Here is a 26,750-nt window from a genome sequence, read left to right as displayed (position 1 = left end):
GGGCAGCAACAATGCGCGGATGGATTGGCAAGACTGTGCAATTGCCTCTGACCAGCGAGAGGGCCTTGACCCCTGATCTTGGACACGCGAGACACTGGATCCTGAGGATCTGAGAACGGACTTCTCGTGGTCATGAAGAACTATCCGCCGCAGTTCAAGGCGGATGCGGTCGCGCTGTACCAGTCGCGGCCCGAAGCGACGATCAGGCAGGTCGCTGCCGATCTGGGGATCAATCCCGAGACCCTGCGGAACTGGGTCCGGGCCGCTGGTGCGAGCCGGCCCCGGGGACGCCGAGCCGAGGTGCCGGCCGAGCCGCCCACGCCGTTGGAGGCGGAGAACGCCGCTCTGCGCAAGAAGGTCCGCGAGCTGGAGGAGGAACGCGAGATCCTGCGGAAGGCGGCGAAGTATTTCGCCGGGGAGACGCGCTGGTGAACCGCTTCCAGTTCGTCGCCGACCACCACCGCCGCTACGGCGTGAAGCGGCTGTGCACCATCCTCGGCATCGCCCGCTCCAGCTTCTACTACTGGCGCCGCACCGCTGCGGACCGGGCCGCCCGGCAGGCGGCCGACGCCCGCCTCGCCGCACGGATACGGGCCGTGCACCACGAGTCGGACGGCACCTACGGCGTCCCCAGGATCACCGCCGAGCTCCGCGAGGCGGGCGAGCGCGTCAACCACAAGCGGATCGCGCGCGTGATGCGGGGTGCCGGTCTGGCGGGCGTGCGCTTGCGCCGCAGACACCGCACCACTGTTGCCGACCCGGCCGCGGCCAAGGCCCCAGACCTCATCGGCCGCGACTTCACCGCAAGCAGGCCGAACACGAAGTACGTCGGCGACATCACCTATCTCCCGCTGGACGGCGGGAAGTTCCTCTATCTGGCCACCGTCATTGACCTCGCCTCACGGCGTCTTGCCGGCTGGGCGATCGCGGACCACATGCGCACCGACCTCGTCACCGACGCCCTGGCCGCCGCCGAGCGGACCCGCGGCGGCCTCGCCGGGGCGGTCCTGCACACCGATCACGGCGCCCAGTACACCAGCCGGGCCTTCGCCGACGCCTGCCGCGCGGCAGGCGTCCGCCAGTCCATGAGCGCGATCGGCTCCAGCGCGGACAACGCGCTCGCCGAGTCCTTCAACGCGACGTTCAAACGCGAGACGCTTCAGGGTCGAAAGCACTGGTCCACCGAGGGCGAGGCCCGCCTCGACGCCTTCCGCTGGCTGAACCGCTACAACACCCGACGCCGTCACTCCCGCCTCGGACACCGCAGTCCGATCGCCTACGAGAACACCTTCCGCACGACATCAACTACGCTGACGCAAGCCGCATAACCCGTGTCCAGGAACCGGGGTCAAGGCCCAGAATCAGGGCTATCTAGGTTCTTGTTCCCGCACGCTCCGGAGGTGCATCCATGCGAAGAAGGCTATAGGCCGAGGTTAGCGCGCTCTGCGCCCCGTGCCGTTCGCGCTTGCATCTGCCCGCTCATCCTTACGGCTGACTGGCACCTGAAGTCCTCGGTCTTTCGCCGGGGGCTTTTTTGTCGTGGTCGTCTGCTCCACCGGCTCGTCGCCCACCGGGACGCTCAGCTTGACGTCACGCAGGCCCGCAACGCGCGCACGCGTTGCCTGGCCGGTATCGTAGGTGAGTACGGTCACCTTGCGACCAGACAGCGGTTCTAGCGCAAGCGCCCTGTCGATGATCTCGTCATCGTTGATCGGCAGCCGCGTGTGCCTGGGTGGGTCGAACATGAGCTGAACGGTTACTCCGCCGCGTCGTAGGCCGGTATGTCGCTGTACCAGGGCGTTCGCCTCGCGCAGTACTGCGTGCTCGGTGTTCTGCTGGAACAACCGGTCGAATACGGCCAGTGTGTACCCCGCCCGCCAACGTACGTGCCTGTCCTTGCTCTCCTTGAGCTGGTCGAGCTCGTCCACCACGACCATCGGCACCACGAGGTGAACGGGGTGCTGTGTCACATCCAGCAGCATGCCGAAGTCGACCTGCTCCAACTTGTCGGGGTGCTTGATGTAGAAACTGCTGTCGGCCACCACCGGAACCCCGCGCAGTTGCCAGCGCTGCAATTCCTGCGCGAGCGTTTCGACGGCGGCCCCGAACGCTTCCATCCGCTGCCGCAGTTCGGTGTACACCAATTGGTTGACGAGCCGCTGGGTCGTCCCGATGGTGAAGTTGTCCAACCCGGCAAGCAACTGGTCGTGCCGTTTCGTGAGGACGAGCCGGTCCAGGTCGGCGCTGCTGATGAGCGTGTCCAGCCGACCAACGGCGTCGGCCGCCCAGTCGAGGTATGCCAAGAGCCGCTCGTAATACTCACGAGGGCCGCTGGTGAAGAGGTTCGAGACGCTTTCCCGCACAGCGTCGAGCGTCTGGTGCAGGTGCTTCCGGTCGACGCCGGGCAGGGGGCTTACGAGCATAGCCATACTGTGGCACTTCGATGACGGCCGTCGCATGTGGATTTGGCCGACAACTAGCCCGATCTTGCGTAAGCGCCCAATGAGTGACCAGAAACGCGTAGAGCGCGCCTGACCTGCAGCGATGGGACTCGCCTAGGGCTGGTCGCCGTAGGAAAGATGGCGCACCCTCCAAGCGAGCAAGCGGTCGGGGTCTTACCTACCGAAGACAGCGGTCGCGCCGTGGCGTCCAAGTCGGCGGGGTGCTGCGGGACGAGACGGGTCCGCAAAACCTGCCTGGATCGGGCGATGCCGGCAACCTTGGTGGCACCGTAACGCAAGCCGCAGGCAGTGCATGAGCCGCGCAAGATCCTGGTGGATGTGGCGCTCGTGGACCCACTGGGAGGCCACTGCCTGAAGGAGGCCGACGCGTTGAAAGACGCAGTAGGCGCTTAGAAGGCACGTGCTCTATCCGCTGAGCTACGGGGGCTGACCTGCGTAAACGCAGCTTCCGGGAGCTGTCCCCCAGGTCGCGGGGGACACATGGGGGGATCGCGGATTCCCGGTGACCGGGGGGCGCGAGCTCCCTGGTCGAGCAGTACTTAGGGTCTCACACTATCTTCACGCCCCCGAAGGCTCTCGCGGAAACAATCCCGCACCCCGTCGGCGTTGGTGATCACCGAGCCGAGGAGGGGAAGGTGTCGGGCCTGAAGCTGTTCCGCACGGACACGACGAACAGCGGCATGACGGAGGTCATGCCGCGTCTTGCTGAGATCGAGGCCGATGTGCAGGCTCTCGTCGAGGCGCACATGGAGACGCTGCTGGGCGTCCGCTTCCTGGCGAGCGAGTACAGCACGGGGCCCGCCCACGGGGGCCGGATCGACTCGCTCGGGCTGGACGAGAACGGATCGCCGGTCATCATTGAGTACAAGCGCGGCACGGACGCCGGCGTCGTCAACCAGGGCCTGTTCTACCTGGCCTGGCTGATGGACCACCGGGCGGAGTTCGAGCACCTGGTCCGCGACCGGCTCGGGGTGACGGCCGCGTCCCAGGTCCTGTGGAGCGGACCACGCCTGATCTGCATCGCCGGCGACTTCACCCGCTACGACGTGCATGCCGTGCGCGAGCACCGGAGGTCGATCGACCTGGTTCGCTACCGACTCTTCGGCAGGGACCTGCTCGGGCTTGAGACCGTGGCCTCCGTGAGCGGCGGCGTGCAGGTGGCCCGCCGGGCACGGCGCCAGGCGGTTGCCCAGTCGGCGGCTGATGTCCAGGGCGCGGCGATGCGCGAGTTGGCGGGTGCGGTCGACGAGGTCCTGCTCGGGCTCGGGGATGGTGTGAACCGGGTGGAGCGCAAGACCTATCGGGCGTATCAGCGGCTGCGCAACTTTGCCTGCCTGTGCCCGCCGCAGCGAAGCAAGCTGCTGGTCTATCTGAAGGTCGATCCGAAGAACGTCGATCTTGTTCCGGGCTTCACTCGGGACGTGTCCGGTCTCGGTCACCACGGCACGGGTGATCTGGAGGTCCAGCTCCGTACGCTGAGGGACGTGGAGCGGGCGCAGGACTTGTTCCGGGCGAGCTACGCGGCGGCGTGATCGCCCGGCGCTCCCGGCCTCGTGACGGGCTGCGCTACGTGTGGTGTCTGCGGTCGTGGGAGGAGCCTCTCGACGTGCGGGCAGGGCGTGGCGGTGGACTATCTATGGTGCGTGGGATCGCCGGTTTGGCCAACCGGCGATCCCAAGCTATGTTGCCCCGCTCGTGCGGGGGTGATGATCAGCGTGAACGGCTGGCGGGTCGGCCGGACGTGACCGCCGGAGCCGCCGGCGCACTGGCTGCGAGGCGGGTCCTGTGATCGCGGCGGCCCGGCTGGGGCTGGCGTGTGCCGGTCTCGTGGGCGAGAGTTTCGGAGAGGTCGGCCAGTAGCGAACTCGGGGTGTGCGGGGACGCGGTGATGGCCCAGGTGGGCCGGTCCGGGTCGGGGCCGGCCCAGATGGTCCAGGTGGCTGGGCTCTGGGGGGCCTGCGCGGTCAGTGGGTCAAACCGGACGCCTGCCTGCCCGTCGGGGGACGTCCACCGGATCCCGTGCCCTGTCAGGGTGTGCTTCCACCCGGCCTCAGTGAGCGGCTGCGTGGCTGTGGTGACCGTCCTCTCGCCCACTGGGACGCCGATGACCGTGTCCCAGCCGTCTCCGTCGGCGAGGTGGTTCAGCAGATTCTGCAGTACTGGGGCGGGGGTGGCGCCGCTCGCGGTGAGGTGCCACATGCGGTCGGAGACAGGCGTTTCGTAGGCGGCTACGGTCCAGGCGGTCTCGCGGGCCTGGGTTTCGTGGACGCGTTCGATGCGCAGGGTCTGCGATTCGTGGATGGCGTGGGTCGTTTCATCGGACCAGGTGCGCCACTTTTCGAACTCGCCGTGCGTGTCGAGGAAGGTGTCGAGGAGGGCGTCGTGGTCGTCGGCATCGGCCAGGTAGATGGGGACGGCCTCCAGCTGGGGGCGGGGCGGTTCGGGCTTGGCTGTGGTGATGTCGAAGACGGAACGCGCTGCGGTGGCGGCGCGTTCGGTGTCGGTCAGGGGCGCTGGGCCGGGGCGCATTTCGGCCGCGTGGGCGTTCTCGAAGGCCACCAGTGCTTCCGCGGGTGAGTCGAAGGTGTCGGCGATCTGACGCAGATGGTCCTCGCCGTGGAGGTAGACGGTCTTGCCGCCCTGGTGGAGGTATGTGCCGACCGCGACGGTGGTGTGGCCGTCGTGGGCGTGGGCGTGTATCAGGAGGTGGCCGTTGCGGATGTCGTCGTGGATCTTCTGCGCATGGTTGGGAGACCTCGCGGATTTCGCTGCGCGTGCACCAGGGCATCGGGTACTTCGGCCAGGTCCATTCCTCGTCGATGGCCTCCTGGAGCCGTGGGGTGATCTCGACGGTGGCCCTTCGGCGGTCAGGTGCTGGGCGGCGTCGGCGGCCCAGTAGGGCTCCTCGTGATCGATGCGGGCCAGGACCAGGACGTTTGTGGCGGCGGCACTCCAGCCGGCAGCCTCCAGAGCCGTGGAGGCGACGTGGGCCTGGGTGCCGGTCAGGTGGGCTTGCACGGCGCTCGGGTGAGTGGGGTGGGTGTCGAGGCGGACATGGGCGTCGATGGAGGCAGTCACGTGGGGGTCTCATCCGTTCTGCCGGTGGCCGGACTCGCGGGCCCGGCCACCGGCGTAATCGGGAGTTATCGGGTTGCTCGTGTGGGCCGGGCGGCGTGTGCGGCCGTGGTGGTCGGCGGGCCGGCGCGGGTGGCAGGGGCCGCTCGCCGCTGCTGCGGCGGAGTGGCTCCGGCGGCGTGCTGCCAGCGGGTGCGGACGGCGGCGATGTCAGCGAGAGCGCGACGGGCCCCGGCGACGAACTGGAAGGGGGTGTTCGCCGAGTCGCCGGCGTACGCCTCGACGCGCCGTCCGGTGTGTTCGGCCGTTGCCAGCAGGGAGCGCCGCAGGGCGCGTTCGGCCCAGTGCTCGACGGATCCGGCGGGTTCGGCCAGCATGCGCAGGACCTCGCTTGGTTCACGGCCGTAGTCGAGCAGGCCGCGCTGCTGGGCTTCCCACAGGACGGTGACGGGGTCGATGGGCTCGTCGCGGCGGGCGAGGGTGGTCAGGCACTGCCACAGGCCGGCGTGCAGGGGCAGGGTGAGGTCGTCGGGGAGCAGCCACCGGACGGCGTCGATGTCGTCCGGGCGGGCGGTGGCGGTCGCGAGCAGGAGCTGCTCCTCCTCGACCGCCTCGGTGTCGTCGGCGGCGGTGGGAGGAGGTGGTGCCGGGGTGCGGGGAAGGGCACCGGAGCGCGGGGGGAAGCGGTTCGCGATGTCGTCCACGACCGCAGCAAGTGCATCCGCCTCGGCGAGCGCTGTCTGGACGGGGTGCGGGAGGGAGGCGTCGTGGACGGTGTGGACGAGGCGTTCGGCGGCCGTCAGCAGGCGACGGCGGGCGTGCTCGGCCTCGACCATCCGGGCGTACGCGGGGGCGTGGCGGGGCCAGGGGCAGACCTGAACGAGGGCGTGCAGGTAGGAGGCGGTCAGTCCGCGCGCCTCCTCCAGGGCGGTGGCGAGGACGCGGTCGATCCACGTGGTGTTCTTCGCGTGCTCGGCGGGGTCGGGCCGCGGCAGGGTACTGATCGCGGCATACAGGGCGGCGTGCGCGGCGGTGGAGAACGAGTCGGCGGCGATGCCGTTCACGTCGTCCAGGCGGTGCGGGTCGAGGAGGAGAGCCCCCAGGAGGGCCTGCTCGACGTGGAATACCGGCTGGGGCGGTGTGACGGTGTCGACGTTGTCTTCGTCGGGTTCGGGGGTGTGGGGCATCAGGCGGCGAGGGTGAAGTCGTCGGGGTCGAGGGTGACGCCGAGGTGCGGGGCGAGGAGGTGGCCGGCGAGCAGCGGGGGAACGGCGTTGCCGATCTGGGAGAACTGCTGGCCCTTGTTGCCGGCCCAGGGGTAGTCGGCGGGAAAGGTCTGCAGGAGGCCCGCCTCGCGGGCGGTGATCCGGATCGGCTCGGGAACGGCCGGCGCATCGGTGTCCGTGGCCGAAGGTGTGGCGGGTTCGGCGACCCAGGTGCACTCGTTGGCGCGGTGCCCGAAGAACAGCGTGCCGGCCGGCTCGGACAGCGGACGGACGGTGGCGTTGGCCTGGTTGTTGCTGCGCAGGGACCAGGACCAGCGGTGCGCCTCGGCGGTGAACGTGGGCGCCGGAGCGTCGGACGCACGATTCTCGCGCGTGCCGTGCCGGGCCGCCCACCCCGCGCCTTCCCGGCGGGACTGCAGAACCACCCCGTCCGGCCGCGGCATCCAGGTGCCGCGCTCCCGCGCGTCGGACAGCGTCTTGCGAGAGCCCGACGGGAACGGCTCGGGGCCGCCGCCAGGCCCACCTCCTGCACAGACGGTGGGGACGGGCCGGTCGGTCGCGCCCCATCCCAGGGCTTCGGCCATGCTGACCCAGCGGGCACGGCCCGGACCGAACAGCGATTCCGGCTCGGCGAGCTGGGCGTGCGTGGGCGTGGGCGGCTGCGCCGTGCGGACGCGGGAGGCCAGGAGGATTGCCCGCTTCCTGGTCTGCGGGACGCCGAAGTCGGCGGCGTTGAGGATCCCGTACCAGACGGAGAACCCCCACCCGCGCAGGACGGCCGCGTACTGCTTCCACAAGGGCAGCACGTCCGGTACTTCCTCCATGGCCAACCAGTCGGGCTCGCCGACCGCGTTCAGCGCGTGCAGGTAGCGCATCGGCTCGGCGGCGAGCAGGGAGCGCTCGTCGCGGCAGGCGGTGAGGAGGCGTTCGCGGGTGTCGCGCCCGGCGGCCAGGTCTTCGACCGCCGCGTGCACCAGCGGCTGGTCGACCAGGCCGAGGCGCTTGCCGGCCATGCTCCACGCCTGACACGGCGGCGAAGCGATCACACCGCGGGTGCGGCCGAGGAACGGCCAGGCCGGATACCTCGCCACGTCGCACCGGATGGTCAACTGCCCCGCCGCAGCACGGGTCTTACATGCCCACGGGTCCCATTCCAGGCCGACGTCGCGCACGCCCAGGACGTGCAGTGCCCTGCTCCAGCCGCCCGGCCCCGCGAAGAGGTCGAGTATCACGTGGCCAGCCCGAAGTCGTCCTGCGTCAGCGCGTCGGCGTCGCCCCGGCACGCCCAGGGCGAGCAGCCGTCCTCGACACCGTTCTCCAGGACGTCGGCCTCGTCCGCGCTGATCCGCAGGGCGGCCCGCTCGGCGGCGGTGACGTGATCGATGGGGGCTTCGCTGAGCGGGACGCGGGAGCGGTGCAGGAACGCCTCGCCGAGCAGTCTGTTGCCGGTGGCGTTGGCGCGGGCGTTGCCCTGCCGGATGGCCGTGTCGAATTCGACGACGTCCGCCCACTCGGACGGAGATGTGTCCCTGATATGCCGCCACTGCGCATTTCCATGGAACGGGCATCCCAGGCAACTCGATTTCGGGGTATCGGCGAGACCGAGGGAAGTCAGGTAGCGCGCACAGTCGGCCCTGCTCCAGGACATGTCCAGAAGGGGATGCCGGTTACGCATGTACTTGACGTCCGCGTCCTTCGCGCGGTGGAATTCATCCGTGGAGATTCCTACCCATTGCTCGACGAAAACTCCCTTTGGGATGCGTGCCGGATAGGGGTAGCCGAGCAGTTCGCGGACCTTCTGCTTGATTGGCTTGACCTTATATTCGCCGGTGCACTGCCGCCGGGTCATCCCAGGTCGCCCGTCCTGATTGAGGATGTGGAGCGGCATGGAGGCGAACCGGTGATCCGGGTTCAGGGCGTCGTCTCGGATATTTCCGGCCGACACGCGCAGTATGGGTATCCCGGCGGGGGCGGCTATCTCTTCTTCCAGGCGGTCAAGGTGTGCATAAACCGCTTCGGGTTCCCATTCGGTGTCGGCGAAAATCGCATAGTCGACCCTGGGGAGAATGCCCTCGGCTGACAGGGCAAGGAGCGTGCTGGATTGAACTCCCGCACCGAGGGAGAGGGCGCGGAATCGGGGCTGATCTGAAATGGTCTGTCCTGGGTTTAGGGAAAGGGGAGGGAGTGCTCGAATCGCGGTCGCGTCAGCGGCAGGGGGATTGCGGCCGGTCGCGGGATACGGCGTCGCAGAGGGCGGGGATGCGGTCGACGAGGTCGGTGGCCGACTCGATGAACTGCTGCGGTGTCGGCCCGATCAGAACCACCCGCCGTGATGTGGCGGCGGCCTGGCGGCGCTGGTTCTCCACGGCGCGGGCAAGAGCAGCCGTCAGTTCGGCGGCGGCGTCCTGGGCGGCCTTGGCGATCTGCGCGACGCGGTGAAGGAGCAGCAGGTCCGGAGGGGAGGGCCGCGTCGTCTGGCGGCTGAGGGTGAGAAACAGCCGCAAAGCGGTGCCGGCGAGGTCCTGGGCGTCAGTGAGGCGCGCGGCCAGTGTGGATGCGGATGCGCCTCGTTCGGCGGGCAGGAAATGCAGGGCCTGGTGCAGCGAGGCCGCGTCGGACGAGATGCGGGCGAGGACCGGGGCCGGGTCGGCGGGGTCAGGCACGGGTCTCCGTGGTGGCGTACGGGTACAGGGCGTGGGCGAACGCGGTGGTGAGCACTGGGGCCTGCTCGGGGGAGGCCATCAGGGCGCGGACGACGGGGGTGCCGATGACGACGGCGTCCACCAGTGGCGCCACGCGTTCCGCGAGGGCCGGGGTGGAGATCCCCACGCCCGACACGACGGGCAGGGGACTCGCGGCACGAAGGCGTGTCGTGAAGTCGGCGAGCGCGGGCACGTCGAGCGGGCCGCGGTAGCCGGTGGGGCCGGTGCTGGCGGGTGCGTAGAGCCATCCCGACGCACCGGCGGCCACGGTGGCGAGACCGGTGTCGGCGAGGTGGCGCGGGACGAGGCGTGGGGTGGAGAGGTTCGCGTCCTTCGTTGCGGCCTGCCAGCGCTCTGCCTGGTCGTCGGGCAGGTCGACGACCATCGCCCCGGCGGCACCCGCGTCAGCGAGCAGCCGGGCCAGGCGTTCGGGGCCGTGCCGGTGGACTGGATCCCAGTAGGTCATAACGACGGTCGGCCGAAGGCCAGCGGCGTGCTCGACCGCGCGCAGGGCGCGGGCGAGGACGTTTCCGCGGCTCAGGGCGCGGCGGTAGGCGGCTTGGATGATGGACCCGTCGAGGCCGGCGTCATGGTGGGCGAGGCCGATCTCGAACAGGTCGGCGCCGGCTCGGGCGATCTGGTCGAGCTGACGGCGCTCGGCGCGGGCCGGATGCAGTCCGGCGGGGACGAACACGCCGAGCGCGCAGCGGGGTTGGGCGAGGAGAGCTTGGAGGGAGTCGGTGGTGGCCAGGAGATGTCTTTCTCGGAGGGCGCTGTCGCGGCAGGTCAGCGGTGGCGTGGGGCCGGTGAAGGCGGGGAGGTTACGAGGGTGGTGGCGCTCTGGCCGTGGGCGGCCCGGGCACGGGGCGTGGTGTCCGTGGTGGGCTGGTGGCTGAAGGCGGGGGCCACGCGGTCGAGGGCCTGGGCGATCTGCCGGGCCTGGTCGTGAGCAGTAGCGAGCTGCTCGGCAACATCGGTGGGGAACCGGTCCCACTGGGCTCGGTACTGGTAGCGCTGGATGATCTCGGCGGCGTTGCGCAGCTGCTCGGCGACCTGCCGCAGGACGGCGGTTTTCTGTTCCGGGGCGGTCGCGGTGTGTGTGGCTTGCAGAAGCGCGTCCAGGGCGGTGGGCAGCGACTCGTCGGGCGTGGGAAGGTCGTAGAGGGCGGCGTGCAGGGTGTGGGCGTAGACCGTCACGGGTCCGCCCCGACCGCGGCTGCGGTACTCGATGGGGGCTTGCCGGCGGGCGCCGAAGCTGACGGTCACGTCCCGGGGAGCGGCACCGGGGTGGAGCTGGTCGGCGAGGGCACGGTCGAGATCATGCACGGTGGGGGTGTTGGAGGACGTGGAAGCTCCTCGGATGGCGGTGCTGGATGCGTTGGGGTGGTCAGCGGGTGCGGCGAGGGGCCGATGGTGTGGTTCGTGGACCGGTGGCGTGAGCTGAGCGGCGGCGGGTGCTGGCGGGGATGTCGGCTGGTGTGGGGATGCCCAGGTGGACACGCGCGTTGAGACCGTGGGTGTACGCGTGTGCCTCGGCAGCGGTGACGGCGCTGAGCAGTTGGCGCTCGTCCAGCCCGTCCCGAGTGCGGTAGGACGCGCCGTCTGCTGTGGGGACGAAGCCGTGTTGCTCCAGCAGCAACCGGGTGGCGGTGGTCGAGGCAGTCACGGCAACCGTGCCGTCCCTGACCTGGAAGTGCAGGTCTGGGCCGCCTGCCCGCTGGTCGGGACTCCAGCGGGTGGTCCAGGAAAGGTCGACGAGGTCGTGGGTGTGGGCCAAGAGCCCGTACATCGCCACGCCGGCGCGCTCGTGTACGTCCTGCGCGATGCCTGGAGGCAGCAGGTGGAGCCTGCGGCCGTGGTGTTCACGAGGGAGGAAGCCGGCGTCGGTGAGCAGCCGGTCGGCGTCGCGGATGGGGCGGTTGAGGATGACGAAGGTGTGGCCGTCGTCGGTGGACCCGATGAATACGTCTGGGATGTCCAGGAGTGACACGGTGGTCCAAGGGATTCGGAAGTGCAGGCCGGGAGGAATGGCAGTGCGCTCGCGGCAACGGACGGGTACGTGCAGCCGAGTCAGGGCGGCGTTGTGCCGGGTGAAGTAGCCGGCGAGGAGCAGGAGGTGCTCGGCCGGCCCAGTCGGCTCGTTCAGCTGGGGATGACGGGTTTCGGTGAGGCCGGTGTCAGCGGCGGTGTACGACGCGGCCGAGCTGGGCGCCGGCGTGGTGGACGTGTGGGTTCACGGCGGCTCGGTGCACGGGGGTGATGAGCGCGTCGTCCAGGTTCTGCACGAGGTAGGGGACGTCACGGAAGGTGCGCTCGACCGGGGTGGTCGTCGCGAGATGGGTGAAGAACTGGGCGACGAGCCGCTCGGGGGTGTCCTGGGTGAAGGAGGCGTCCCAGTGGGTGTCGAAGCCGTCGTACACGTGGTGCCGGAAGCGCCACGGGGTCTTTTCCGCCGGAGTGTGCTGCAGGTGGCAGTGGCCGTCGGGCGAGGTGAACGTGTCTTCCTCGCGGTGCCAGTGGTTCAGTTCGGCGATCTGCGCGAGGGGGTGGTGGTGAGCGGGATCCGGTCGATGTGCCGGTCGTCGCCGAGCAGCTGGGGCAGAGCCTGGGTGACGGCGGCGATGGCCTCGATCGGGGTCTGCCGGGTGAAGCGGGCTTCCCAGTACGGCTCGTGGTGCGCGAGGGACCACCAGTGGCCGTGCGTATGCCGGGAGTTGAAGTTGACGAACAGGCTGCCGTCGGGGCTGTGGACGCTGATGCGTCCGCTTGCGCGATCGTGCTCGCTCTGCCAGCCGAAGAGGTGGACCAGCGGGCCGATCGCATCGGCGAGCCGGTCGATGCCCGCTCCCGCCAGATAGCGCGGGGAGACCAGGACCCGGTCCTGGGGCGCGAAGGGCCTCACCGCCGGGCCTTGTACCGCAGGTGGCAGTGGGCCAGGACTGATCGGGTGCAGCGCGTCGGTGCCGGTGTGCAGGAGACGTCTGGGACGCGTGCGGGCGGGGCCTCGTATCCGTCCACCCGGGCGCGGGGTGGATCCGGGTGTTGGGCGCGGTTGTGCGAGGTCAAAGGCTGCTGTGGGCTCCGATGGGTCAGTTAACGGCTGCGGGCGGCCGTCTTCGCAGCGGTGGGTGCGGGCGCGGGCGTCGTGCCGGGCGCCCTGCGAGTGGGCGGGAGGCTGATGGCTGTGGCCAGCGCGGTGGTGCCGGCGGGAGTGAGGCGGACTCGGTCCTGGAGCGGGCCGCCCACATAGGCGGCAGGCGCGGACTGCGGAACGCGCTCCGCGAGCCCCTTTGCCTCAGAGGTCGTTCTCTTTCCGAACTTCGTGTGCAGTTTCCGCTGGTCCGGCATGGCATGGCGGCTGGCGCGGGAGTCTCGGTCCGTTGCTGATCGAGATGGCGTGGGGGGTGGCGGATGCCGTCGATGCGGGCGGTGTTGGAAGCGCGGCAGAAGGCCGCGGCGGTGCGGGTGGAGGAACTCGAAGCCGAGCTGGAGCGGGTGCGGGCGGCTCTGGTGGAGGCGGAAGAGGTGCTCAGGCGTCGGGTGATCGGCCTGGAGCAGTATCTGGAGGCGCTGGCCGAGGAGGAGGCGCCCGACGTGGTGGTCGGCAGAGCACTACAGAAGAAGCCGGTGGGGCCGCGCCGGGCGGTGCCCCACCGGGACAACGCCCACGGGACCGAGGTGTTGTCGGTGGACTACCAGGCGTTGATGGCCGCCGCCCTGGAGGCGGGAGGCGACGGGCTCGGCGCTCGGCGGGCGGCGGTGGTGCTGGGCTGGGACAGTGCGTCCGCCTCCCGCGTCGAGGGTGCCAGGGCACGGCTGAAGAGGCTGGTGGAACGGGGCTGGCTGGTCGAGGGGAAACCGGGCAGGTTCACGCTGCCCGCGGCGGAGCAGGGCTTTGCTGCCGGGCGGCCAGGCGGCGGCTCATGAGGGTGGTCATCGACCACAGGACTACCGCTTCGCTGGTGTCAGTGCGCCGTTCGTAATCACGGACCAAGCGCCGGCTGCGCAGGAACCAGGGGGCGGGAAGTCGGCGGGCATCGCCCGCCACTTGATGCCGTTGTCGACGAGGTAGCGCACCGCGTCGATCATCTGCCGGTGGCAGTAGCCCTCCGGCCGCCCGCCCCGGCCGGCCAGCCATCCCGGCACCGGCAGCAGATCCCGCACCAGAGCCCACTCGGTATCGCTCATGTCCGAGCCGTACCGGGGCTGGCGCTCCGGCCTGTCGGCTGCGTTCCCGAACCTGTGGGCGAGACAGTCACACCCAGGAGTGGCCGGACTGGACCCGGCGACCGTGACCACGCGACACTTCGACAACAGGGCCTCTTGCTCCTCGCTGGACTCGACATCCGCGAGCTACCAAGAGGCCCTTCTCTCATGCCTCGGCACCAGCAATCTCACCCGATCCAGGGCCCTGTTCGAGGCCGAACGAGCACGCGAACGGATAGGGAACAGCCAGTCAAACGCCCGCAGTGTGCCCAGGAGCACGCGCTCGTCGCGGTAGTGGACGTTTTGCCGTCCCAGGGAGCTGGTGACCACCACGTTCCCGCAGGCGATCTCCCACAGGGCGGTGTGGTGAGCGGCGGTCAGGCTGTGCTCCGGACCGTCGTCTGCTGCCGTCCCCCCGCGGCGTCGGATTTCGTAGGCGAGGGTGTTGGCGCAGCCCATCGTGGCTTCGGGTGCCAAGGCCGTCAGAGTGCGTGCCATCGGGAGCTGCTGGTCCGCGGAGGCACTGCTCAGGAAGGCGAGCTGCTCAAGGCGGACCACTGCGTCCGACAGGTCGGGACTGCGGAAGAGGCGTACGTCGGTGACCGCTTTGAGGGCGGTGCGGGTCGCAGAAGCGAGTCGCTGGGCGGAGGCGGCGTGGGCGTTGGGCTCGGATGGCGGATGGGCCCGCAGGAGACGGTCGAGCATGTCGTTGTGCTGCACGTACTGGTCTGCGAGCAGCAGCAGGCGTTCAACCGGCGTCGGCGGGGCGGCCACGTCGAACAGGAAGTCCTCGGGCAGCGTCGTCATACGCGGCGCCGGGCAGCGAGCACGGGCGGTGTGGAGGGCGCCTTCTGCGGGCTGGGCCTTTGGGCCTCGGCGATGAGTTGCCGGTCTTCAGCGCGCGCCGAGAATGAGGCGAGGCGTCGGGAGAGCCGTCGCGCTACGGCGCGATAAGTGGTGGCCGCTTGCTGCATCTCGATACCGGCACGGCGAAGCTGATCACGGCTGGTCGCCGGGGTGGGATCGGCGTCCTCGTACAGCAGGATTTCGGTGCGGTGATGGATGGCGAGGTTGCACAGGGTGGCGGCCAGTGAGATCTGGGAGCAGGCGCCGGCGAGGAGCGCCAGGTTGTCGGCCCCGTCCTTCATTGCGGGGTACTGGCTGACCGACAGGTCGTGCACCTGCCGCGTGCACTTCATCGCCAGCTCGTGCACCCGCAGGCTCAGGGGTGCGATCTCTCGGACGGGCTTGGCGATCTCGCCCTCCCGGATGCGTGCCGCCTCCACGGACAGCTCCTTCAGGGCGGGGGCCACCTCGCTGAGAAGGCGGGTGTGTTCGGTCAGGTCGACGGTGTGCAGGACAACTCCGGGAGGACGCGGGGCGGTACGGGGCAAGGTGAGATGTTCGGTCCGTTGCTGTGCAGGAACGGGCTCGGTCACAGGGCTTCCCACAGCAGGCGGGTGACGTGGTCGTTGCCGTGGCCGGCTCGTGGGCGGGACGGGGTGTGCCATCCGGCGCGGGGCGGCCGGCTGGCGATCACGCGCCACCCGGCGCCGCGCAGTGATGCGCCGCTCTCGCCGTCCTGCGTGTAGGTGACCAGTCGTCGGTAGCCGAGGGCTTTCGCCGCCCGCCACGCGGCCCCGTAGAGCAGTGAGTTGGCGTTGCGGGCGCCGTCGGTGGCGGTCCGGGTGACTTCGAGGGTGGCGCCGTCGTCCAGGTGCCGGGCCACCGGCCTGCCGACGATGGCCACGGCGCGCAGCGTGCCCCTCTCGTCGGCGGCGCCGACCGCGAAGATCTGTCCTGCGGGCGGCGGGTGGTGACGGTGCCAGGTGCGCACGAAGTCCTTCGCCTCACGGGAGCGGACCGGCACCAGGTGCAGCGGTATGTCGCTCACGCGGCCGTCCCGAAGTCGGACTGTGTCGGCGCGTGCTTCGCGACGGCGCGAGCCGTGATCGCCTTCGACGCGCGGGCGGACGCCGCGGACAGTTCCCCGGCTCCTGGCTCTCGGTACCACGGTCGCAGGTCGAGCATGGCGGCGCGCATGCCGGTGGCGAAGCACAGGGCGGTGCCCTTGGGCAGGGCTCGGATCGCGTCGGCGGGCAGGATCCGTTCCTGCCGCATCGACACCGACGTGCTCTTGCCGGACTCCGAGTGCGAGGTCGATGTGGTCTCGACGTCGTGGTCGCCGATCAGGCGGGAGAGCTTGTCGGCGAAGTCGGAGTCGTCGATGCCGGAGCCGATGACCTTGACGGTCGAGGCGGACCACATGGCGTCCATGCCCGCGTCTCCCCAGACCTTCTGGCCCTGGCGGTAGGACTGGAGGATGGTGATCGGGATGATTCCGCGGGAGCCGAGGTGGGAGTACAGGTCCGGCAGGTCGCTGATCTTGCACACGTTGGCGGCCTCGTCGAGGATCGCCAGCATGGGCGGGTCCAGGCGTCCGCCGGCGCGTTCGGCCTGGGCGGTGGCCGCGCGCATGACGGAGTCCGCGCACGCGGCGATCAGTGCCGAGGCCCCGCCTCCCCCGTCCTTGCTCAGCAGGTACAGCGTGTCGGTGGAGGTGACGAACTCCGACGGGCGGAACTCGGGAACGTCCTTCTGCGGGGTGACCCAGGCGGCGATCTCGTTGTTCAGCAGGGCGGCGGCGTACTGGCGGGCAGTCTCGTAGATGCCGTCGCGCGTCTCCGGGGGTCCTTCGACGGTGCCCTTGAGCTGGGCTGCGACGGCGGCGAAGTCGTGGTCGCGGAGGATGTCGAGCGGGGTGCGGTCGGCGGGGAAGGCGAGCCACTGCATGATGTCGGTGATGGGCCGCTCGTCGAGCGCTGCGGCCAGCAGCAGTTGGGACAGGATGTTGCTGCCGGCCTTGGACCAGAAGTCGCCCTGCTGGGAGGCGTCCACCGAGGCGGCGAGGAAGTGTCCGGCGAGCCGGTTCGCTCCGTCCAGGGTTTTCGCGCTGGCGAGGGGGTTCCACCACATCTCGCGTGCGGCGTGCGCGATCTGCTGGGGGTCCATGGTCCACACCTGCCCGACGCGGGAGCGGGCCTCGTATGTGGCGGTGAATGCGTCGCCTGCGGCCTTGTTCGAGGTCAGCAGGACGGGGCCGGGCGCGGCGAGCATGGAGGGGATGGCGAGCGAGGTGGTCTTGCCCGAGCGGGGCGCCATGATGGCGACGGCCACATCCTCATAGCCCATGCGCACCTCGTGCCGGGTGTTCTGCAGATTGCCCAGGAGGATGCCGGTGTCGCGGGCTTCGATGTGCTTGGCGTCCTTCAGGCTCGGGCGCAGCGAGCGGGCTTTGTCGGTGATCGCCTTGGCCATCAAGGGCTCGATGTCCCTGGCCTTGGCCATGCCGGTGATCCTCTTCCGGCCGCCGCCGCGGTTCTTGTGCCGGAGCCACAGGGCGACCGCCGTCCCCCCGAGAGCCAGGAGGAGCAGAACGGGCACGATGCGTGCCCCGATGAGCAGGGCGTTCTCCCCGGCCTCGGGCCAGACCTGCTCGGGGTGGAGCAAGGCGTTGGTCGGCTGGTAGGGGGCCCAGCTGCCTCCGGCGAGGGAGGCGGTGAGGTTGCCGCACAGCCAGGCCAGGTGGGACAGGGGGACGACGACGGCGACCACGCCGAGCAGGAGGCGCAGGACGAGGTCGTATCCGTCGGTGTTGCTGCTGGAGGAGGAGGGGGGGGCAAGGGCTAGGTGCTTCCAGGCGGGGACGGAGGGATCAGCGCAGGCGGTGGCGCTCGGTCTGCGGCCGTTGCGGAGGATGCGTGCTCGTCGCCGGCGGGCCGGATCGGCGTGCGGCGAGGGAGCGGACGCGTTCTTCCAGGGCGCCGGCGACCTGCTGGGCGGGTACTTCCCGGTGCGAGAGGGTGATGAGGTCCGGGTTGCGAGTCGGGAGGCTGGAGGGGCCTGCGGTGCGCGGCACCGGTTGGGGGTCGGTGAGCGCGGCGGTGAACGCGGTGATCAGGTGCGGTGGGGTGTGCTCGCTGAAGTGGGCTTGCCACAGCAGAGTCCGGAAGTCGCGGAGGGCGGTGTCGACCCACCAGGCCCCGGTTGCCTCGTCGGCCTCGACGCGGACGGTGCCGTCGGGTGAGGCCAGCCGGTGGTGGCTGTAGGCCGGAGACCAGCCCGCTGTCAGAAGCGGCTCCTGCGGATCCCAGTTGTCTCCTTGATTGGCAGTGGGATCGGTCAGCACGTCGGTGAACGCAGCGATCATCTCGACGGGGGTGCGGGCATCGAAGCTGGCGAACCAGGCGGGCCGGTCCGGCGCGGGGGCGTGCTGCAGAGTCCACCACCGTCCGTCGGGGTCAGGCTCCAGCCGCAGGAGGGCCTTCTGGTCGGGGCTGGAAAGCAGAACGCGAGGCATCAGGGGGTCGTGACCGTAGCTCCAGCCGCAGGCACGGTGGAGGGGGACGGTGATCCAGGCTGGATCGCCGCCGCCAGCCAGGTGGCGCGGGGCGACATAGTCGATGTCAACGTTGACGGCGACCTCGGGCATGGTCACCGCCCCCTCGCGCCGTGTCCGCTGCGCCGGGACGTCAGGGCGGGGAGCTGCGAGCGCTTCGGCCGGGACGGTGCGCGGCGTGCGGCGGCCTGGATGTCGAGGATGACGCGGCCGTGGCAGGCCCAGTCGTCCAGATAGCTCCAGCACTCTGCGTGGTGCTCGTCCAGCGCGTCGACGTACGCGTCGCTGCCCGGACCGGCGCCCTCGGGGAGCTGGGCCCGGGTCTGGCGCCACTGTGCGTCCAAGGCGTCGAGATGGCTCAGTGCCTCCTCCAGGATGGTCAGCTGCCCGGGCCAGCTGTCCCGCGTGAGGTGTGCGGGCAGGTGCTGGAGCTGGAGCCGGGCGGTGGCCAGCAATTGGCGAGCGCCAGGACGGATGCCGTCGAACGCTGCGGCGGTGTCCGCGTCACGGACGGCGGCCCGGCGGCCGTAGGCGTCCTCGTCGAAGGGCCAACCGTCCAGGTCCGTGTTGAACGCGGTGAAAGCGTCCCAGGACGCCAGGATCCGTTCACTGTGGCGCAGATAGCGATTGAGGCGCCGCAGCGAGGTGCGGCGGCCGTGGTTCGTGGTGCGGGAGATGAGAGCATCCTTTGAGGTCAGCGGCGGGCGGCCGACTGGACGGCGGTCGTGGGCGCCGGGGGTGTCGCGTTGGCAGTCTGCTGACGGCGCACGGCGCGGGCCTGTGCGCGGAGCGTCTTCACCCGGGCGGTGTGCGCGTCGACTACCTGCTGCGGGCGCAGCGGGCTCGGCTCTTGGACGGCGCTGTAGTGGGCGGTGCGGTCGAACATGCCGCGCTGCAGCGGGCTCTGGTCGGCCAGCGCGCCCAGGAAGGCACCTACGAGGCGATCGGGAACGTGCTCGTCGAGGAAGGCATGCCAGATCCGCGGGCCCGGGAATGATTCGTCGCTGCTTGTCCTGACCTCGATGTGCCAGGACGGCCGTTCATGGAACTCACTCATGGGGCGGTGCTCGATCCGGCACAGCGAGTCCGGAGAGAACGCTCTCCCGGCATCCTCGTACTGCCAGCCTGCGCTGGTCACGGGCTGCCAGGGGTCCGGTTGCGATGAGGGCGGTGTGATGAGGGCGTCGGTGAGGCCGGCGAGGACCTCGGCCGGCACGAGTTCACCGAACTCGGCGTACCAGCCATGGTCGTTGTCGCCGGGGGCGGCCCGCAGCCGCCACCAGGCGGAGGTGGCGGACTGCGGGTCGAACTGCAGGCGGTAGCGGTGATCGGGGCTGGCCATCACGATCTCGGCGCTGAGCGGGTCGGAGACCGTGGCCCGTCCGGCCGCGGCCAGGCCGTGGGTGACGTGACGGGCGTCGCCCGGGCCGGCGAGGTGGCGGGGGCTGGTGTCGAAGGGGATCTGCCCGGCGTGCTTGTCGGCGAAGGCGTCGAGCTGGCGCTCGCTCAACGGCACCGGCTGCACCCCTGCTCGCTCTCGGCGTCGTCGTGCAGCGCACGCAGCTCGTCCAGGACGTAGTGGAGGGTGTGCTGGTCGGTCTGTTCCCAGGCGGCTGAACGCAGCTCGGCGATCAGGACGTTGACGTGCGCGGTACGCGGGATGGCCTGGTGTTCCTGGATGGTGCGGGCGAGGGCACGCAGCGTGTCGGCGAGCTGGACGGGCAGGCCCGTGTACTCGTCGAGGAGCGGCTCGACGAGGGCGAGGGCTTCATCGGGGTCGGGATTCTCGCGCAGGTACTCGGTGACGTCCGACAGCGTTTCAGTCAGGGCGCGCAGGGTTTCCGGGGTGGGGGCAGGCATCGGGCTCCTTCAGATGGGGATGGCGATCAGCGGCGGGTCCGGGCACCGCCGGCCGGGGCGTAGGGACGGGCGGTGGTGCGGGGCCGGGCGCTTCGGGCGCTGTTGCGGGCCCAGGTGGCGGCGCGGGCAGCTGTAATCCGGGCCTGCTGCCAGGCGCTGAGCTGGGAGGGCTTGACGGAGACCGACCAGGTCCGGATCTGGGCGCTGTGCGGGACACGTCCGCGTGGGCGCATCACCGGGTCCGGGCCGGCAAGTTCGGTGGAGAAGGCTTGGACCAGGTGCATCGGCGTGTTCGGCGTGAAGTGGGCAGTCCAGCCGTTGCCCTGCTTGTCCTGCGCTCCGGTCCACCACATCGCCGAGCCATCGACGCCCTGGCGGTACTGCATCCACGCGGTGCCGTCGGGGCTGCTCGCCGAATAGTCTTGGCCCTCGAACCGCGTGTGCCAGTTCTGCTCCTGCAGAGGTGCCCAGACGTTAGGGGCGTGTGCGGAGCGGGGGCGGGTGAGGGCGTCGGTAAGACCGGCGACGATCTCCACCGGAGTCTGCCGGCCCAGGTGCGCAGACCATTCACCGGTCGCGCCGCCTGCCCGGCCGTGGATGGTCCATCCGCCCGGCAGGATGTAGGGGTCGTAGGCGACGCGGACGGTGCGGTCCGGGCTCTCCATGAGCAGCGGGCCGCCCTTCTTGGACTTCTCCCGCCAGCCCGAGGCGCGCAGGAACTCCGAGACGTGCCGGACGTCACCGCCGCCGGCCAGGGCACGGGGCTGGACGAGGTAGTGCTGCTCGGCCTGCTCGCCCGGCCCCCAGCCCTGCCACTGCTTCTTCTTCACCGGCGCCGCCGTACGACGAGCGGGGCAGGAGCCGGAGGCTTCGCCGCGCTGGTGGCCGGTCGGGTGCCGAGGTGCTGGAGGAGGTCCTGGTGCTCGTCCAGGTCCAGGCTGATGTCGTGCAGTTCGTTGGCGGCACGGCCCAGGGCGAGCCATACCTCCGCTGGCAGGGCGCCTCGTTCTGCCTCGCTCTTGGCGAAGTGGCTGCCGGTGATGACGAGGTGAGTGACGCCGCCGAGGACTCCGTTGTCGGGGTCGAGGACGCGGGCGATGACCTGCGCTGCCTGGGGCGGGGGGAGCTGAGAGAGGTGGTCGGAGAGCTGGCCGAGCTGGCGGGTGATCTCGTCGGCCAGTGCCACCGGGTAGGGGGCGGGGTGGGACATGCTCCTCCGGGTGTGTGGACGGTCAGTGGTGGTGGCGCTGCCCGACGCGTTGCGCCTCGTTGGGGACGGCTTGCGGGCCGGCGCCGGCCAGTGGGGAGGCGCGGTCGGGGCCGGCCGTGATGCAGGCGCGTAGATAGCGGCGGAACAGGGCGGTTGCGAGCCGGGGTTTGAGCCGATGGCTGATCGGTGCGGGTGTGCGTTCTGCTACGGGTTTCTCCGTGGAATCGGGCGGGGGGTGGGCGGCCCCGGCGTGGTGCCGGGGCCGCCCGGGCTTACGGGGTGCGGCGGACCGGTGCGGAGTGCGAGGGGGGACTGGCGGGCGCCGGTTGCTGCGGGGCGGGTCGGGCCGCGCGCGCCTGGAGGCGGTGCACGGCCTGCTGGTAGAGGGCCTCGTCGAAGACTTCGGGGTCGCAGTTGACCGTGTATCCGGCCATGAGCAGGGCGGGGATGGCACGGTTCGCCAGGTGTTTCTGCTCCTCGGCACCGAGGTGATCGGGCACGGTGTGCCAGACGTAGAGCGGCTCGCCTGTGGGGTATTCGTGGCGTTCGAGGCCGAGCTGTTCCAGCAGGTCATGGAGGCCGGCGGGGGCGCCGGTGGGGGTGTCGGCGTGGATGGTGGTCGTCAGGGCCTTGATGTAGATCTCGACGTCTGTGCCGTACTCGTCGGCCAGATTGGCCATACGTTTCTTCTCCGCGGTCAGCGGCGGCGGGAAACCGGGGACGGTGCACGGCCCGCTGCCGATGTCGGGGCCGGTGCGGTCGCTGGCGGCTGCGCCGGGCGGGCGGCGTGGTTGCGGGCGTGCAGGATGACGCGGGCGGCTTCGCTCAGGGAGTTGGCGGTGCTGCCGAGCCGTGCGATGGGCTCGGGTTCCTCGCCGGGCGCGGCGCCGTGGAGATCACTGGCGGCGATCCAGGCGCGGACGATCACTTCTCTGGTCAGGGGCAGCAGCCCGTGCACGGGGGCCGCGACCTCGGTCAGGACTTCGGCCACCTCGCTGCTGGTCTCGGCGGCCGAGGCCCGCTCGGCGAGTTGGGTGAGGTAGCGCAGGGCTGCGTCACGGTCGCCGTCGGGGGCGGCCAGCATGTTCAGGGCGGGGTCGAGGTGGACGCTGTGGCCGGCGGCGAGCAGGGCGTGCGAGGCGGTGGTCGCCTTCAGGCGCTGCTGCTCGATGGGCAGGCCGTGCGGAAGACGGTGGTAGTCCCCGCGGGGTCCGGGAGAGGTGAGGAAGCCGCCGGTCCGCTGAAGGATGTCTGCTGCTTGCTCGGTGCCGCCGATGGCCACGACCAGTCCGGTGCGGGGGTCCTTGGTGATGGTGACGTACTCCAGGACCCAGAAGTCGGGCTCCGTCTGGTTCATCGCGTCCTGGCGGTGGGTGTGCGGGTGCCGGCGGGGGCCGGCGGCATGGAGGCCGGGGCGGAGGTGGGCGCGTGGCGTCCGGCGGGGTGCTGGAGGGCGGTGCCCATGCCGAGCGCGTCGAGCTGCGGGCCGATCTCGCGCAGCGCGCGGGCCTGGGCCTGGGTGTCGTCGCCACTCAGGCGGTAGATGCCGCTGTGCGGGTCCTGGGTGAAGCCGTGGGCGGCGAGGATGGTGCCGGCCCGGTCGTCGGCGGGGGCGGTGGCGACGCTGCCGTCCGGCTGCCAGGTCAGGACGACCCGGTCCGGCTGGGAGGGCTGGATGCCGTCCAGGGCGTTGTGCCGGACCTGGGCGAGCGCACGGTCGTAGCGGACGAGGAGATCGCCGGCGACCTGCTCGGCGCCGAGGAACGGGTCGTCGGTCAGGGCGATGCCGTTGGGCTCGGGGACGCCGCGGTACGCCTCGTCCGGCAGGGCGTGCGGGGCGACGGCGGCGAGGAGGAAGCCGTCGCGTTCGTCGTGCCGGTCGATCAGGACGAGCTGGGCGCCGTCGGGGCGGCTGAGGACGGCTGCCTGCTGCAGGGGGTGTTCGGCCAGCAAGGCGGCGACCAGGTCCAGGTCCCAGATGCGGTCGGTGAGTTCGGCGAGGTCGTCCTTGGCGTCGCCCGTCAGGTGGGTGCTGGTCCAGGTGTCGGGGAGTTCGCCGGCGAGGACGTCGGCGTAAGAGGCAAGGCGCTCGGAGTTGACGTGGTCGTGCATGGTGTCCTTGGGCAGTTGAAGGGGCTCAGCGGCGCAGGCGGGTGGCACCGACGGGTGGCGGTGCCGGGGCTGGCAGGGCACGCGGCGGGGGCGGGCAGGCGCACACCGCGGAGCGTTCGGGCTCATGGCCGGGGACCTGCTCTGTGCAGGCGCGGCGTCCGGGGTTAGGGGCATGCCGGTCGGCCAGCCGTTCGCGGGTGTGCGCGAGGTCGGAGCGGATGACGCGGACGTATGCGTCGGCGAGGTAGCGCAGGCGCCCGGCGGTGTACGGATCGCTCGCGTCGCCGAGCCCATCGAAGAACTCCGCCAGGGCGCCGAGGGTTTCCTCGAACCCGGCGAGGATGCCGTCGTGGGGCGCGGTGAGTTCGGTGAGGATGTCGGCTGCCTCGGCGGTGTCGGTGGCCTCGCGGAGGCGTTCTGCGAGGTGGGAGACCGAGGCGCCGAGCGTGGGATAGGCCGCGGGGCGGGCTTCGGTGTCGAAGGGCTCGTCGCAGTCGACGTGGTACCCGACGGCCCGCAGGCGCCCTACGGCATCGGTAGCGAGACGGGACTCGTCGTCCTCGGTCAGGCCGGCGGGGGCGCGGTGGTAGCTCTCGTGGAGGCGGACGACCGCGACGAATCCCCCGCGCTGGAGAAGGCTGTGCGCCTCAGCGTCGCCCCCCGCGGGCGAGGAGTTCGCCGGAGTGCGGGTCACGGCGGATGTCCAGCAAGCGGCCGGTGGTGCGGGGCAAAGAGACGTTTCTCCTACGGAGATCGGTGGGCGGTGCGCCGGGCCGCGGCCGGTGCGGCGGCGGCCCGGGGCTGGGCCAGATGGGCCGCAGTGGCGTCCAGGTCCTGCTGAATCGCGTGGAGGCGGCGGGCGATCAGCTCCAGACGGTGCGCTGTGTCCGTGCCGGCAGCCCCCGGTTGGCGGGCGATTCGGTAAGCGGTGTGCTCGACCAGTCCGCGGACCGTGGCCAGCGGGCCGACCTGTTCGTCGGCGAGCTGCGCGAGGACGCCCGCGAGCTGCGCCGATGCGGTCGGGACCGTACGGGCAGCGGACCACTGCGTGGTGCCGGTGCGGACGGGGATCAGGTTCAGGTCCTGCTCGATGCGGCGCGCTTCGTCCGCAAGCCGTCGCAGGATGTCGGCGGGAGGGGTGCGCCAGGTGCCGTCGAGGTGGATCAGGTTGGCGATCAGATCCAGACGTCCGGGCTGGCCCTGGACAGCGATCCACCGCCACCCGTGCTCTGCGGCGCCAGGTACCTCGATACCAGCGGCCCGCGCGAACCGGTGGGCGGTTTCGGACCACTCGGGACCTGTCAGCTCCCGGTCGTCCCGGTGGAGCCGGACGTCGAGATGGAGGATCGCGTGCCGGTCGTCGTCCGGGCTGGCAGCGAACGGATGCTCCAGGTAAGGATCTTCGAGGTGCTCGGCCCACTCAACGGACGTCCAGGTCCTCTGCTCGTCGTCCGGTGTGTAGTAGTCCAGGCCCGGCCAGTGGGCGACCACGGTGTACTCCGTCAGGCCCTCGTTCGGGGAAAGGGGCCGCCCGAGCGCCTCGGCAAGCGGCTCGCGCGGCGAGTGGGCCCTTGCATGCAGGCGGGGGATCACGACGGCACCCCGCTCGACGTGCGGGTGGGCGACCGGTGCTGATGAAGGTCGCGGGCTGCACAGAGCAGCGAGCGCTCGCGCACCAGGTCGGCGTGGACCGAGATGTCTCCTGGCGGAAGACAGTCGATCGCTCTGTCGATGGCGCTCAGCCCCTCGTCGTACCGGCCCAGCCGGCGCAGGGCACCCGCCACGCGGAAGAGGACGATCGGATCGGTGCCGGTGGCGAGGGCGGGCCGGGAGCTGAGGGCCAGGAGACGCTCCGCGCCCTGGTCCAGGTCCTGGCCGAGCCACAGTCCGTGCAGCAGGACGTGCAGCGTTTTGGGGTGCTCCTCGGCCTCGGCGAGGACCTCGTCCATAACCGTCAGGCCCTCGGGGCGGGACTGGCCCAGCAGCGCGAAGGCGTACAGGGCACGGGTGTAGCAGTCCAGCGGCTGACGCGCGGTCTGCGCGAGCTGTTCGACGAGGCGCTGGAGGGTGGGGCAGCGGAAGTCGAACCGAAGGGCGCTCAGGTACAGATGCGCCAAGGTGCGGGTGGTGATCGGATCGCGGTTCGTTGCGAGGACATCCTCCGGGGACAGCAAGCCCAGGACGCTGCGGTCGGCTGACCGTGCCGCCCAGGCGGCGTCCGCGCACACCTCGGCTGAGGTTTTCCAGTCGGCCCGGATGCCGTGGAGGTCTTCGGCCAGGTGCAGCGGCCAGGAAGGATCGTCCGCAGTTGCGGTGGCGCGGGCCCTGGCCTTGTGGAGGGCAGCGGCACGGTCGGGGCGGTTCGTGGGGGGAGTCACCGGCCGCCCCTGGTGTCTGCGGTGTGCACGAGCTGGCCCAGGGCGGTGGTGGTGTACCAGCCGCAGTCGATCAGCTCGTCGCGGCCGGCGAACCGCGTAAGGAGGGCGTCTTCCATGGCCCGCAGGTAGATCAGGCAGTCCGGGCAGCGGCGCGAGAGGTGCACGAGGTAGCGGGGGTGAGCGGTGACGTAGGACTGGGCACCCCCGGTGGGGTCACGCAGTCGCCATCCGTCCTCGTCGGTGGGGGTGTGCCAGGAGGGGGCGACGATGCGCATGGAGTCTCCCCACAGTTCTCCGCCGGCCACCCCCTTGAGGACGACGACGGTGTCTCCGGCCTGAAAGTGGGCGTGAGTGATATCTCGGGTGGGAGTGAGCGGGTCGGGGGTGAGGGCGGTGACGGGGGTGGGCTGATGGTCCCAGGACGGAGGGAGCACGCGGTTCCTTCCACGCGATGGCTGTCGGGGTGGGAGCATCAATAGTCCGGAGGAACGCCGGTTTGGCTAACCGGCGTTTCCCGGCTATGTTGCCCCGCCGTCAGCGGAACGGATTCTCCGTCCCGCGGTCCGCCTCGGTGGCTGCGTCGAGGAGTTCGAGCAGGTCAGTGCCTTCGGCGTCACGCTGGTCGATCCACCAACCGGCACGGGTTATGGAGCGGGCCTTCTCCTCCAGCTCCGCCCAGTCCGCCTCGTCCCAACTGCCCTCGACGACCAGGGCGGTGTGCGCGGCCATCATCAGCTGATGGCGGGAGCGCTCACCCCAGTCCAGGGCCTTGGCCGGGCCCTCCAGCGGCGGCATGTCGAACTGCTTGGCCCAGGTGGCGGCTGCCTCCTGCTCCTCGGCGCGCTTCTCCGCGAGCCACTTCTCCTTGGACTCGGAGTCGGCGTCGCGCGCCGCCTTCCAGCAGTCGGTGCAGTCCTTCGACGCGAGCCAACGGGCGAAGCCGGCCCGCTTGTCGGCGGGGCGGTTGGACAGGTCGTGATCTACCCGGTGGGAGCAGGCGTGCTCCACGGTCCAGTGCGTAGGCACCCCCGGGGAATTCCGTTTGATGGGCGTTACGTTCGAGGTCGGGCTGCTGGTCTGGGGCTTCAAATCGAGTGCCTTTCGTTGACGGTTGGGGTTG

Annotated in this window: 31 protein-coding genes and 2 pseudogenes; 3 read left to right on the top strand and 30 right to left on the bottom strand. The window is 70.6% G+C overall.

The genetic code is table 11. The features are described from left to right. The first annotated feature begins 126 nt into the window (after nucleotides 1–126). Nucleotides 127–1,328, top strand: a protein-coding gene (locus tag ACZ6ZN_RS06905; protein ID WP_469643679.1) for an IS3 family transposase whose coding sequence is annotated in 2 segments (ribosomal slippage) — nucleotides 127–412 and nucleotides 412–1,328 — 1,203 coding nt in all. Because the reading frame shifts where the segments join, the coding sequence is not laid out codon by codon here. Nucleotides 1,329–1,433: 105 nt separating this feature from the next. On the opposite strand, the gene ACZ6ZN_RS06900 is transcribed toward ACZ6ZN_RS06905, so the two are convergent. Beyond that, nucleotides 1,434–2,423, bottom strand: a complete 990-nt coding sequence (locus tag ACZ6ZN_RS06900) for a PIN domain-containing protein (protein ID WP_469643677.1) — start codon at nucleotides 2,421–2,423, stop codon at nucleotides 1,434–1,436. Between the two features lie 674 nt (nucleotides 2,424–3,097). Between ACZ6ZN_RS06900 and ACZ6ZN_RS06895 the strand changes: the two genes are divergently transcribed. After that, nucleotides 3,098–3,994 carry a DUF5655 domain-containing protein gene (locus ACZ6ZN_RS06895; RefSeq protein WP_469643674.1) on the top strand — a complete coding sequence of 299 codons (897 nt, stop codon included), beginning with the start codon at nucleotides 3,098–3,100 and terminating at the stop codon, nucleotides 3,992–3,994. Between the two features lie 178 nt (nucleotides 3,995–4,172). Here ACZ6ZN_RS06895 and ACZ6ZN_RS06890 read toward each other — a convergent pair. The 10 genes and pseudogenes from ACZ6ZN_RS06890 to ACZ6ZN_RS06845 form a co-directional block, all read right to left on the bottom strand. Beyond that, nucleotides 4,173–5,540, bottom strand: a pseudogene (locus ACZ6ZN_RS06890) (SPDY domain-containing protein). A 65-nt stretch (nucleotides 5,541–5,605) separates the two neighbouring features. After that, on the bottom strand, nucleotides 5,606–6,724 hold the full coding sequence (locus ACZ6ZN_RS06885; protein WP_469643671.1) for a DnaB-like helicase N-terminal domain-containing protein: 1,119 nt from the start codon (nucleotides 6,722–6,724) through the stop codon (nucleotides 5,606–5,608). Further along, nucleotides 6,724–7,995 carry a DNA cytosine methyltransferase gene (locus ACZ6ZN_RS06880; RefSeq protein WP_469643669.1) on the bottom strand — a complete coding sequence of 424 codons (1,272 nt, stop codon included), beginning with the start codon at nucleotides 7,993–7,995 and terminating at the stop codon, nucleotides 6,724–6,726. Before ACZ6ZN_RS06880 ends, ACZ6ZN_RS06885 begins: the two co-directional genes overlap by 1 nt. Further along, nucleotides 7,992–8,915 (bottom strand): adenine nucleotide alpha hydrolase family protein, encoded by a 924-nt coding sequence (locus ACZ6ZN_RS06875; protein WP_469644005.1) that lies wholly within the window; start codon nucleotides 8,913–8,915, stop codon nucleotides 7,992–7,994. Before ACZ6ZN_RS06875 ends, ACZ6ZN_RS06880 begins: the two co-directional genes overlap by 4 nt. 52 nt (nucleotides 8,916–8,967) lie before the next feature. Then, nucleotides 8,968–9,426 carry a hypothetical protein gene (locus ACZ6ZN_RS06870; protein WP_127433513.1) on the bottom strand — a complete coding sequence of 153 codons (459 nt, stop codon included), beginning with the start codon at nucleotides 9,424–9,426 and terminating at the stop codon, nucleotides 8,968–8,970. Then, nucleotides 9,419–10,159: a tryptophan synthase subunit alpha gene (gene trpA, locus ACZ6ZN_RS06865; protein WP_469643666.1), complete on the bottom strand. Its 741-nt coding sequence runs from the start codon at nucleotides 10,157–10,159 to the stop codon at nucleotides 9,419–9,421. Before trpA ends, ACZ6ZN_RS06870 begins: the two co-directional genes overlap by 8 nt. A gap of 92 nt (nucleotides 10,160–10,251) precedes the next feature. Then, nucleotides 10,252–10,791 carry a hypothetical protein gene (locus ACZ6ZN_RS06860; protein WP_469643664.1) on the bottom strand — a complete coding sequence of 180 codons (540 nt, stop codon included), beginning with the start codon at nucleotides 10,789–10,791 and terminating at the stop codon, nucleotides 10,252–10,254. 61 nt (nucleotides 10,792–10,852) lie between these two features. After that, complete coding sequence (locus tag ACZ6ZN_RS06855; RefSeq protein ID WP_469643662.1) at nucleotides 10,853–11,455, bottom strand: hypothetical protein; 603 nt, start codon at nucleotides 11,453–11,455, stop codon at nucleotides 10,853–10,855. A 187-nt stretch (nucleotides 11,456–11,642) separates the two neighbouring features. Continuing rightward, nucleotides 11,643–11,933, bottom strand: coding sequence for an SPDY domain-containing protein (locus ACZ6ZN_RS06850; protein WP_469644003.1), 291 nt, complete (start codon nucleotides 11,931–11,933; stop codon nucleotides 11,643–11,645). 53 nt (nucleotides 11,934–11,986) lie between these two features. Then, nucleotides 11,987–12,367 carry an SPDY domain-containing protein gene (locus tag ACZ6ZN_RS06845; protein WP_469643660.1) on the bottom strand — a complete coding sequence of 127 codons (381 nt, stop codon included), beginning with the start codon at nucleotides 12,365–12,367 and terminating at the stop codon, nucleotides 11,987–11,989. 518 nt (nucleotides 12,368–12,885) lie between these two features. Here ACZ6ZN_RS06845 and ACZ6ZN_RS06840 point away from each other — a divergent pair. After that, nucleotides 12,886–13,392, top strand: a complete 507-nt coding sequence (locus ACZ6ZN_RS06840; RefSeq protein WP_469644000.1) for a hypothetical protein — start codon at nucleotides 12,886–12,888, stop codon at nucleotides 13,390–13,392. A 90-nt stretch (nucleotides 13,393–13,482) separates the two neighbouring features. Here the strand turns inward: ACZ6ZN_RS06840 and ACZ6ZN_RS06835 are convergent. The 19 genes and pseudogenes from ACZ6ZN_RS06835 to ACZ6ZN_RS06745 form a co-directional block, all read right to left on the bottom strand. Next, a pseudogene (locus ACZ6ZN_RS06835) lies at nucleotides 13,483–13,653 on the bottom strand (transposase); the annotation flags it as partial. Between the two features lie 165 nt (nucleotides 13,654–13,818). Beyond that, nucleotides 13,819–14,478, bottom strand: coding sequence for a hypothetical protein (locus ACZ6ZN_RS06830; RefSeq protein ID WP_469643659.1), 660 nt, complete (start codon nucleotides 14,476–14,478; stop codon nucleotides 13,819–13,821). After that, nucleotides 14,475–15,110, bottom strand: a complete 636-nt coding sequence (locus ACZ6ZN_RS06825) for a hypothetical protein (protein WP_469643657.1) — start codon at nucleotides 15,108–15,110, stop codon at nucleotides 14,475–14,477. The genes ACZ6ZN_RS06830 and ACZ6ZN_RS06825 overlap by 4 nt, the downstream gene beginning before the upstream one ends. Then, nucleotides 15,107–15,565, bottom strand: a complete 459-nt coding sequence (locus ACZ6ZN_RS06820; RefSeq protein ID WP_345626937.1) for an XF1762 family protein — start codon at nucleotides 15,563–15,565, stop codon at nucleotides 15,107–15,109. The genes ACZ6ZN_RS06825 and ACZ6ZN_RS06820 overlap by 4 nt, the downstream gene beginning before the upstream one ends. Further along, entirely contained in the window at nucleotides 15,562–17,295 is a 1,734-nt protein-coding gene (locus tag ACZ6ZN_RS06815) for a type IV secretory system conjugative DNA transfer family protein (RefSeq protein WP_469643997.1), read from the bottom strand. Before ACZ6ZN_RS06815 ends, ACZ6ZN_RS06820 begins: the two co-directional genes overlap by 4 nt. A 91-nt stretch (nucleotides 17,296–17,386) precedes the next feature. Next, the gene (locus tag ACZ6ZN_RS06810) at nucleotides 17,387–18,163 is read right to left on the bottom strand and encodes an SPDY domain-containing protein (RefSeq protein ID WP_469643655.1); all 777 of its coding nucleotides are present in this window, start codon (nucleotides 18,161–18,163) and stop codon (nucleotides 17,387–17,389) included. Between the two features lie 2 nt (nucleotides 18,164–18,165). Next, entirely contained in the window at nucleotides 18,166–18,525 is a 360-nt protein-coding gene (locus ACZ6ZN_RS06805) for a hypothetical protein (RefSeq protein WP_469643652.1), read from the bottom strand. 239 nt (nucleotides 18,526–18,764) lie between these two features. After that, entirely contained in the window at nucleotides 18,765–19,586 is an 822-nt protein-coding gene (locus ACZ6ZN_RS06800; RefSeq protein ID WP_469643649.1) for an SPDY domain-containing protein, read from the bottom strand. Further along, nucleotides 19,577–19,930 (bottom strand): hypothetical protein, encoded by a 354-nt coding sequence (locus ACZ6ZN_RS06795; RefSeq protein ID WP_168723761.1) that lies wholly within the window; start codon nucleotides 19,928–19,930, stop codon nucleotides 19,577–19,579. The genes ACZ6ZN_RS06800 and ACZ6ZN_RS06795 overlap by 10 nt, the downstream gene beginning before the upstream one ends. Nucleotides 19,931–19,956: 26 nt before the next feature. Beyond that, the gene (locus ACZ6ZN_RS06790; protein ID WP_332056860.1) at nucleotides 19,957–20,760 is read right to left on the bottom strand and encodes an SPDY domain-containing protein; all 804 of its coding nucleotides are present in this window, start codon (nucleotides 20,758–20,760) and stop codon (nucleotides 19,957–19,959) included. Further along, nucleotides 20,757–21,140 (bottom strand): hypothetical protein, encoded by a 384-nt coding sequence (locus tag ACZ6ZN_RS06785; RefSeq protein WP_127433504.1) that lies wholly within the window; start codon nucleotides 21,138–21,140, stop codon nucleotides 20,757–20,759. Before ACZ6ZN_RS06785 ends, ACZ6ZN_RS06790 begins: the two co-directional genes overlap by 4 nt. A 272-nt stretch (nucleotides 21,141–21,412) precedes the next feature. Next, entirely contained in the window at nucleotides 21,413–21,820 is a 408-nt protein-coding gene (locus ACZ6ZN_RS06780; protein WP_193458592.1) for a hypothetical protein, read from the bottom strand. 17 nt (nucleotides 21,821–21,837) lie between these two features. Next, the gene (locus tag ACZ6ZN_RS06775) at nucleotides 21,838–22,497 is read right to left on the bottom strand and encodes a hypothetical protein (RefSeq protein ID WP_439454008.1); all 660 of its coding nucleotides are present in this window, start codon (nucleotides 22,495–22,497) and stop codon (nucleotides 21,838–21,840) included. Continuing rightward, on the bottom strand, nucleotides 22,494–23,252 hold the full coding sequence (locus ACZ6ZN_RS06770) for a hypothetical protein (RefSeq protein ID WP_469643645.1): 759 nt from the start codon (nucleotides 23,250–23,252) through the stop codon (nucleotides 22,494–22,496). Before ACZ6ZN_RS06770 ends, ACZ6ZN_RS06775 begins: the two co-directional genes overlap by 4 nt. Before the next feature lie 25 nt (nucleotides 23,253–23,277). Next, entirely contained in the window at nucleotides 23,278–23,946 is a 669-nt protein-coding gene (locus ACZ6ZN_RS06765; RefSeq protein ID WP_469643643.1) for a hypothetical protein, read from the bottom strand. A gap of 50 nt (nucleotides 23,947–23,996) precedes the next feature. Then, a complete protein-coding gene (locus tag ACZ6ZN_RS06760) occupies nucleotides 23,997–24,845 on the bottom strand; it encodes a relaxase/mobilization nuclease (protein WP_469643641.1) in 849 nt (282 codons plus the stop codon). After that, a complete protein-coding gene (locus ACZ6ZN_RS06755; RefSeq protein ID WP_469643639.1) occupies nucleotides 24,842–25,630 on the bottom strand; it encodes a hypothetical protein in 789 nt (262 codons plus the stop codon). Before ACZ6ZN_RS06755 ends, ACZ6ZN_RS06760 begins: the two co-directional genes overlap by 4 nt. After that, entirely contained in the window at nucleotides 25,627–26,064 is a 438-nt protein-coding gene (locus ACZ6ZN_RS06750) for a hypothetical protein (RefSeq protein WP_107475947.1), read from the bottom strand. The genes ACZ6ZN_RS06755 and ACZ6ZN_RS06750 overlap by 4 nt, the downstream gene beginning before the upstream one ends. A 100-nt stretch (nucleotides 26,065–26,164) precedes the next feature. Next, entirely contained in the window at nucleotides 26,165–26,656 is a 492-nt protein-coding gene (locus ACZ6ZN_RS06745) for a hypothetical protein (RefSeq protein WP_469643636.1), read from the bottom strand. Nucleotides 26,657–26,750 lie beyond the last annotated feature (94 nt).

It is taken from the genome of Streptomyces sp. NPDC053665, from assembly GCF_055585285.1.
The sequence above is the reverse complement of the archived record's forward strand: the minus strand, read 5'-3'. Positions and strand labels throughout refer to the sequence as shown.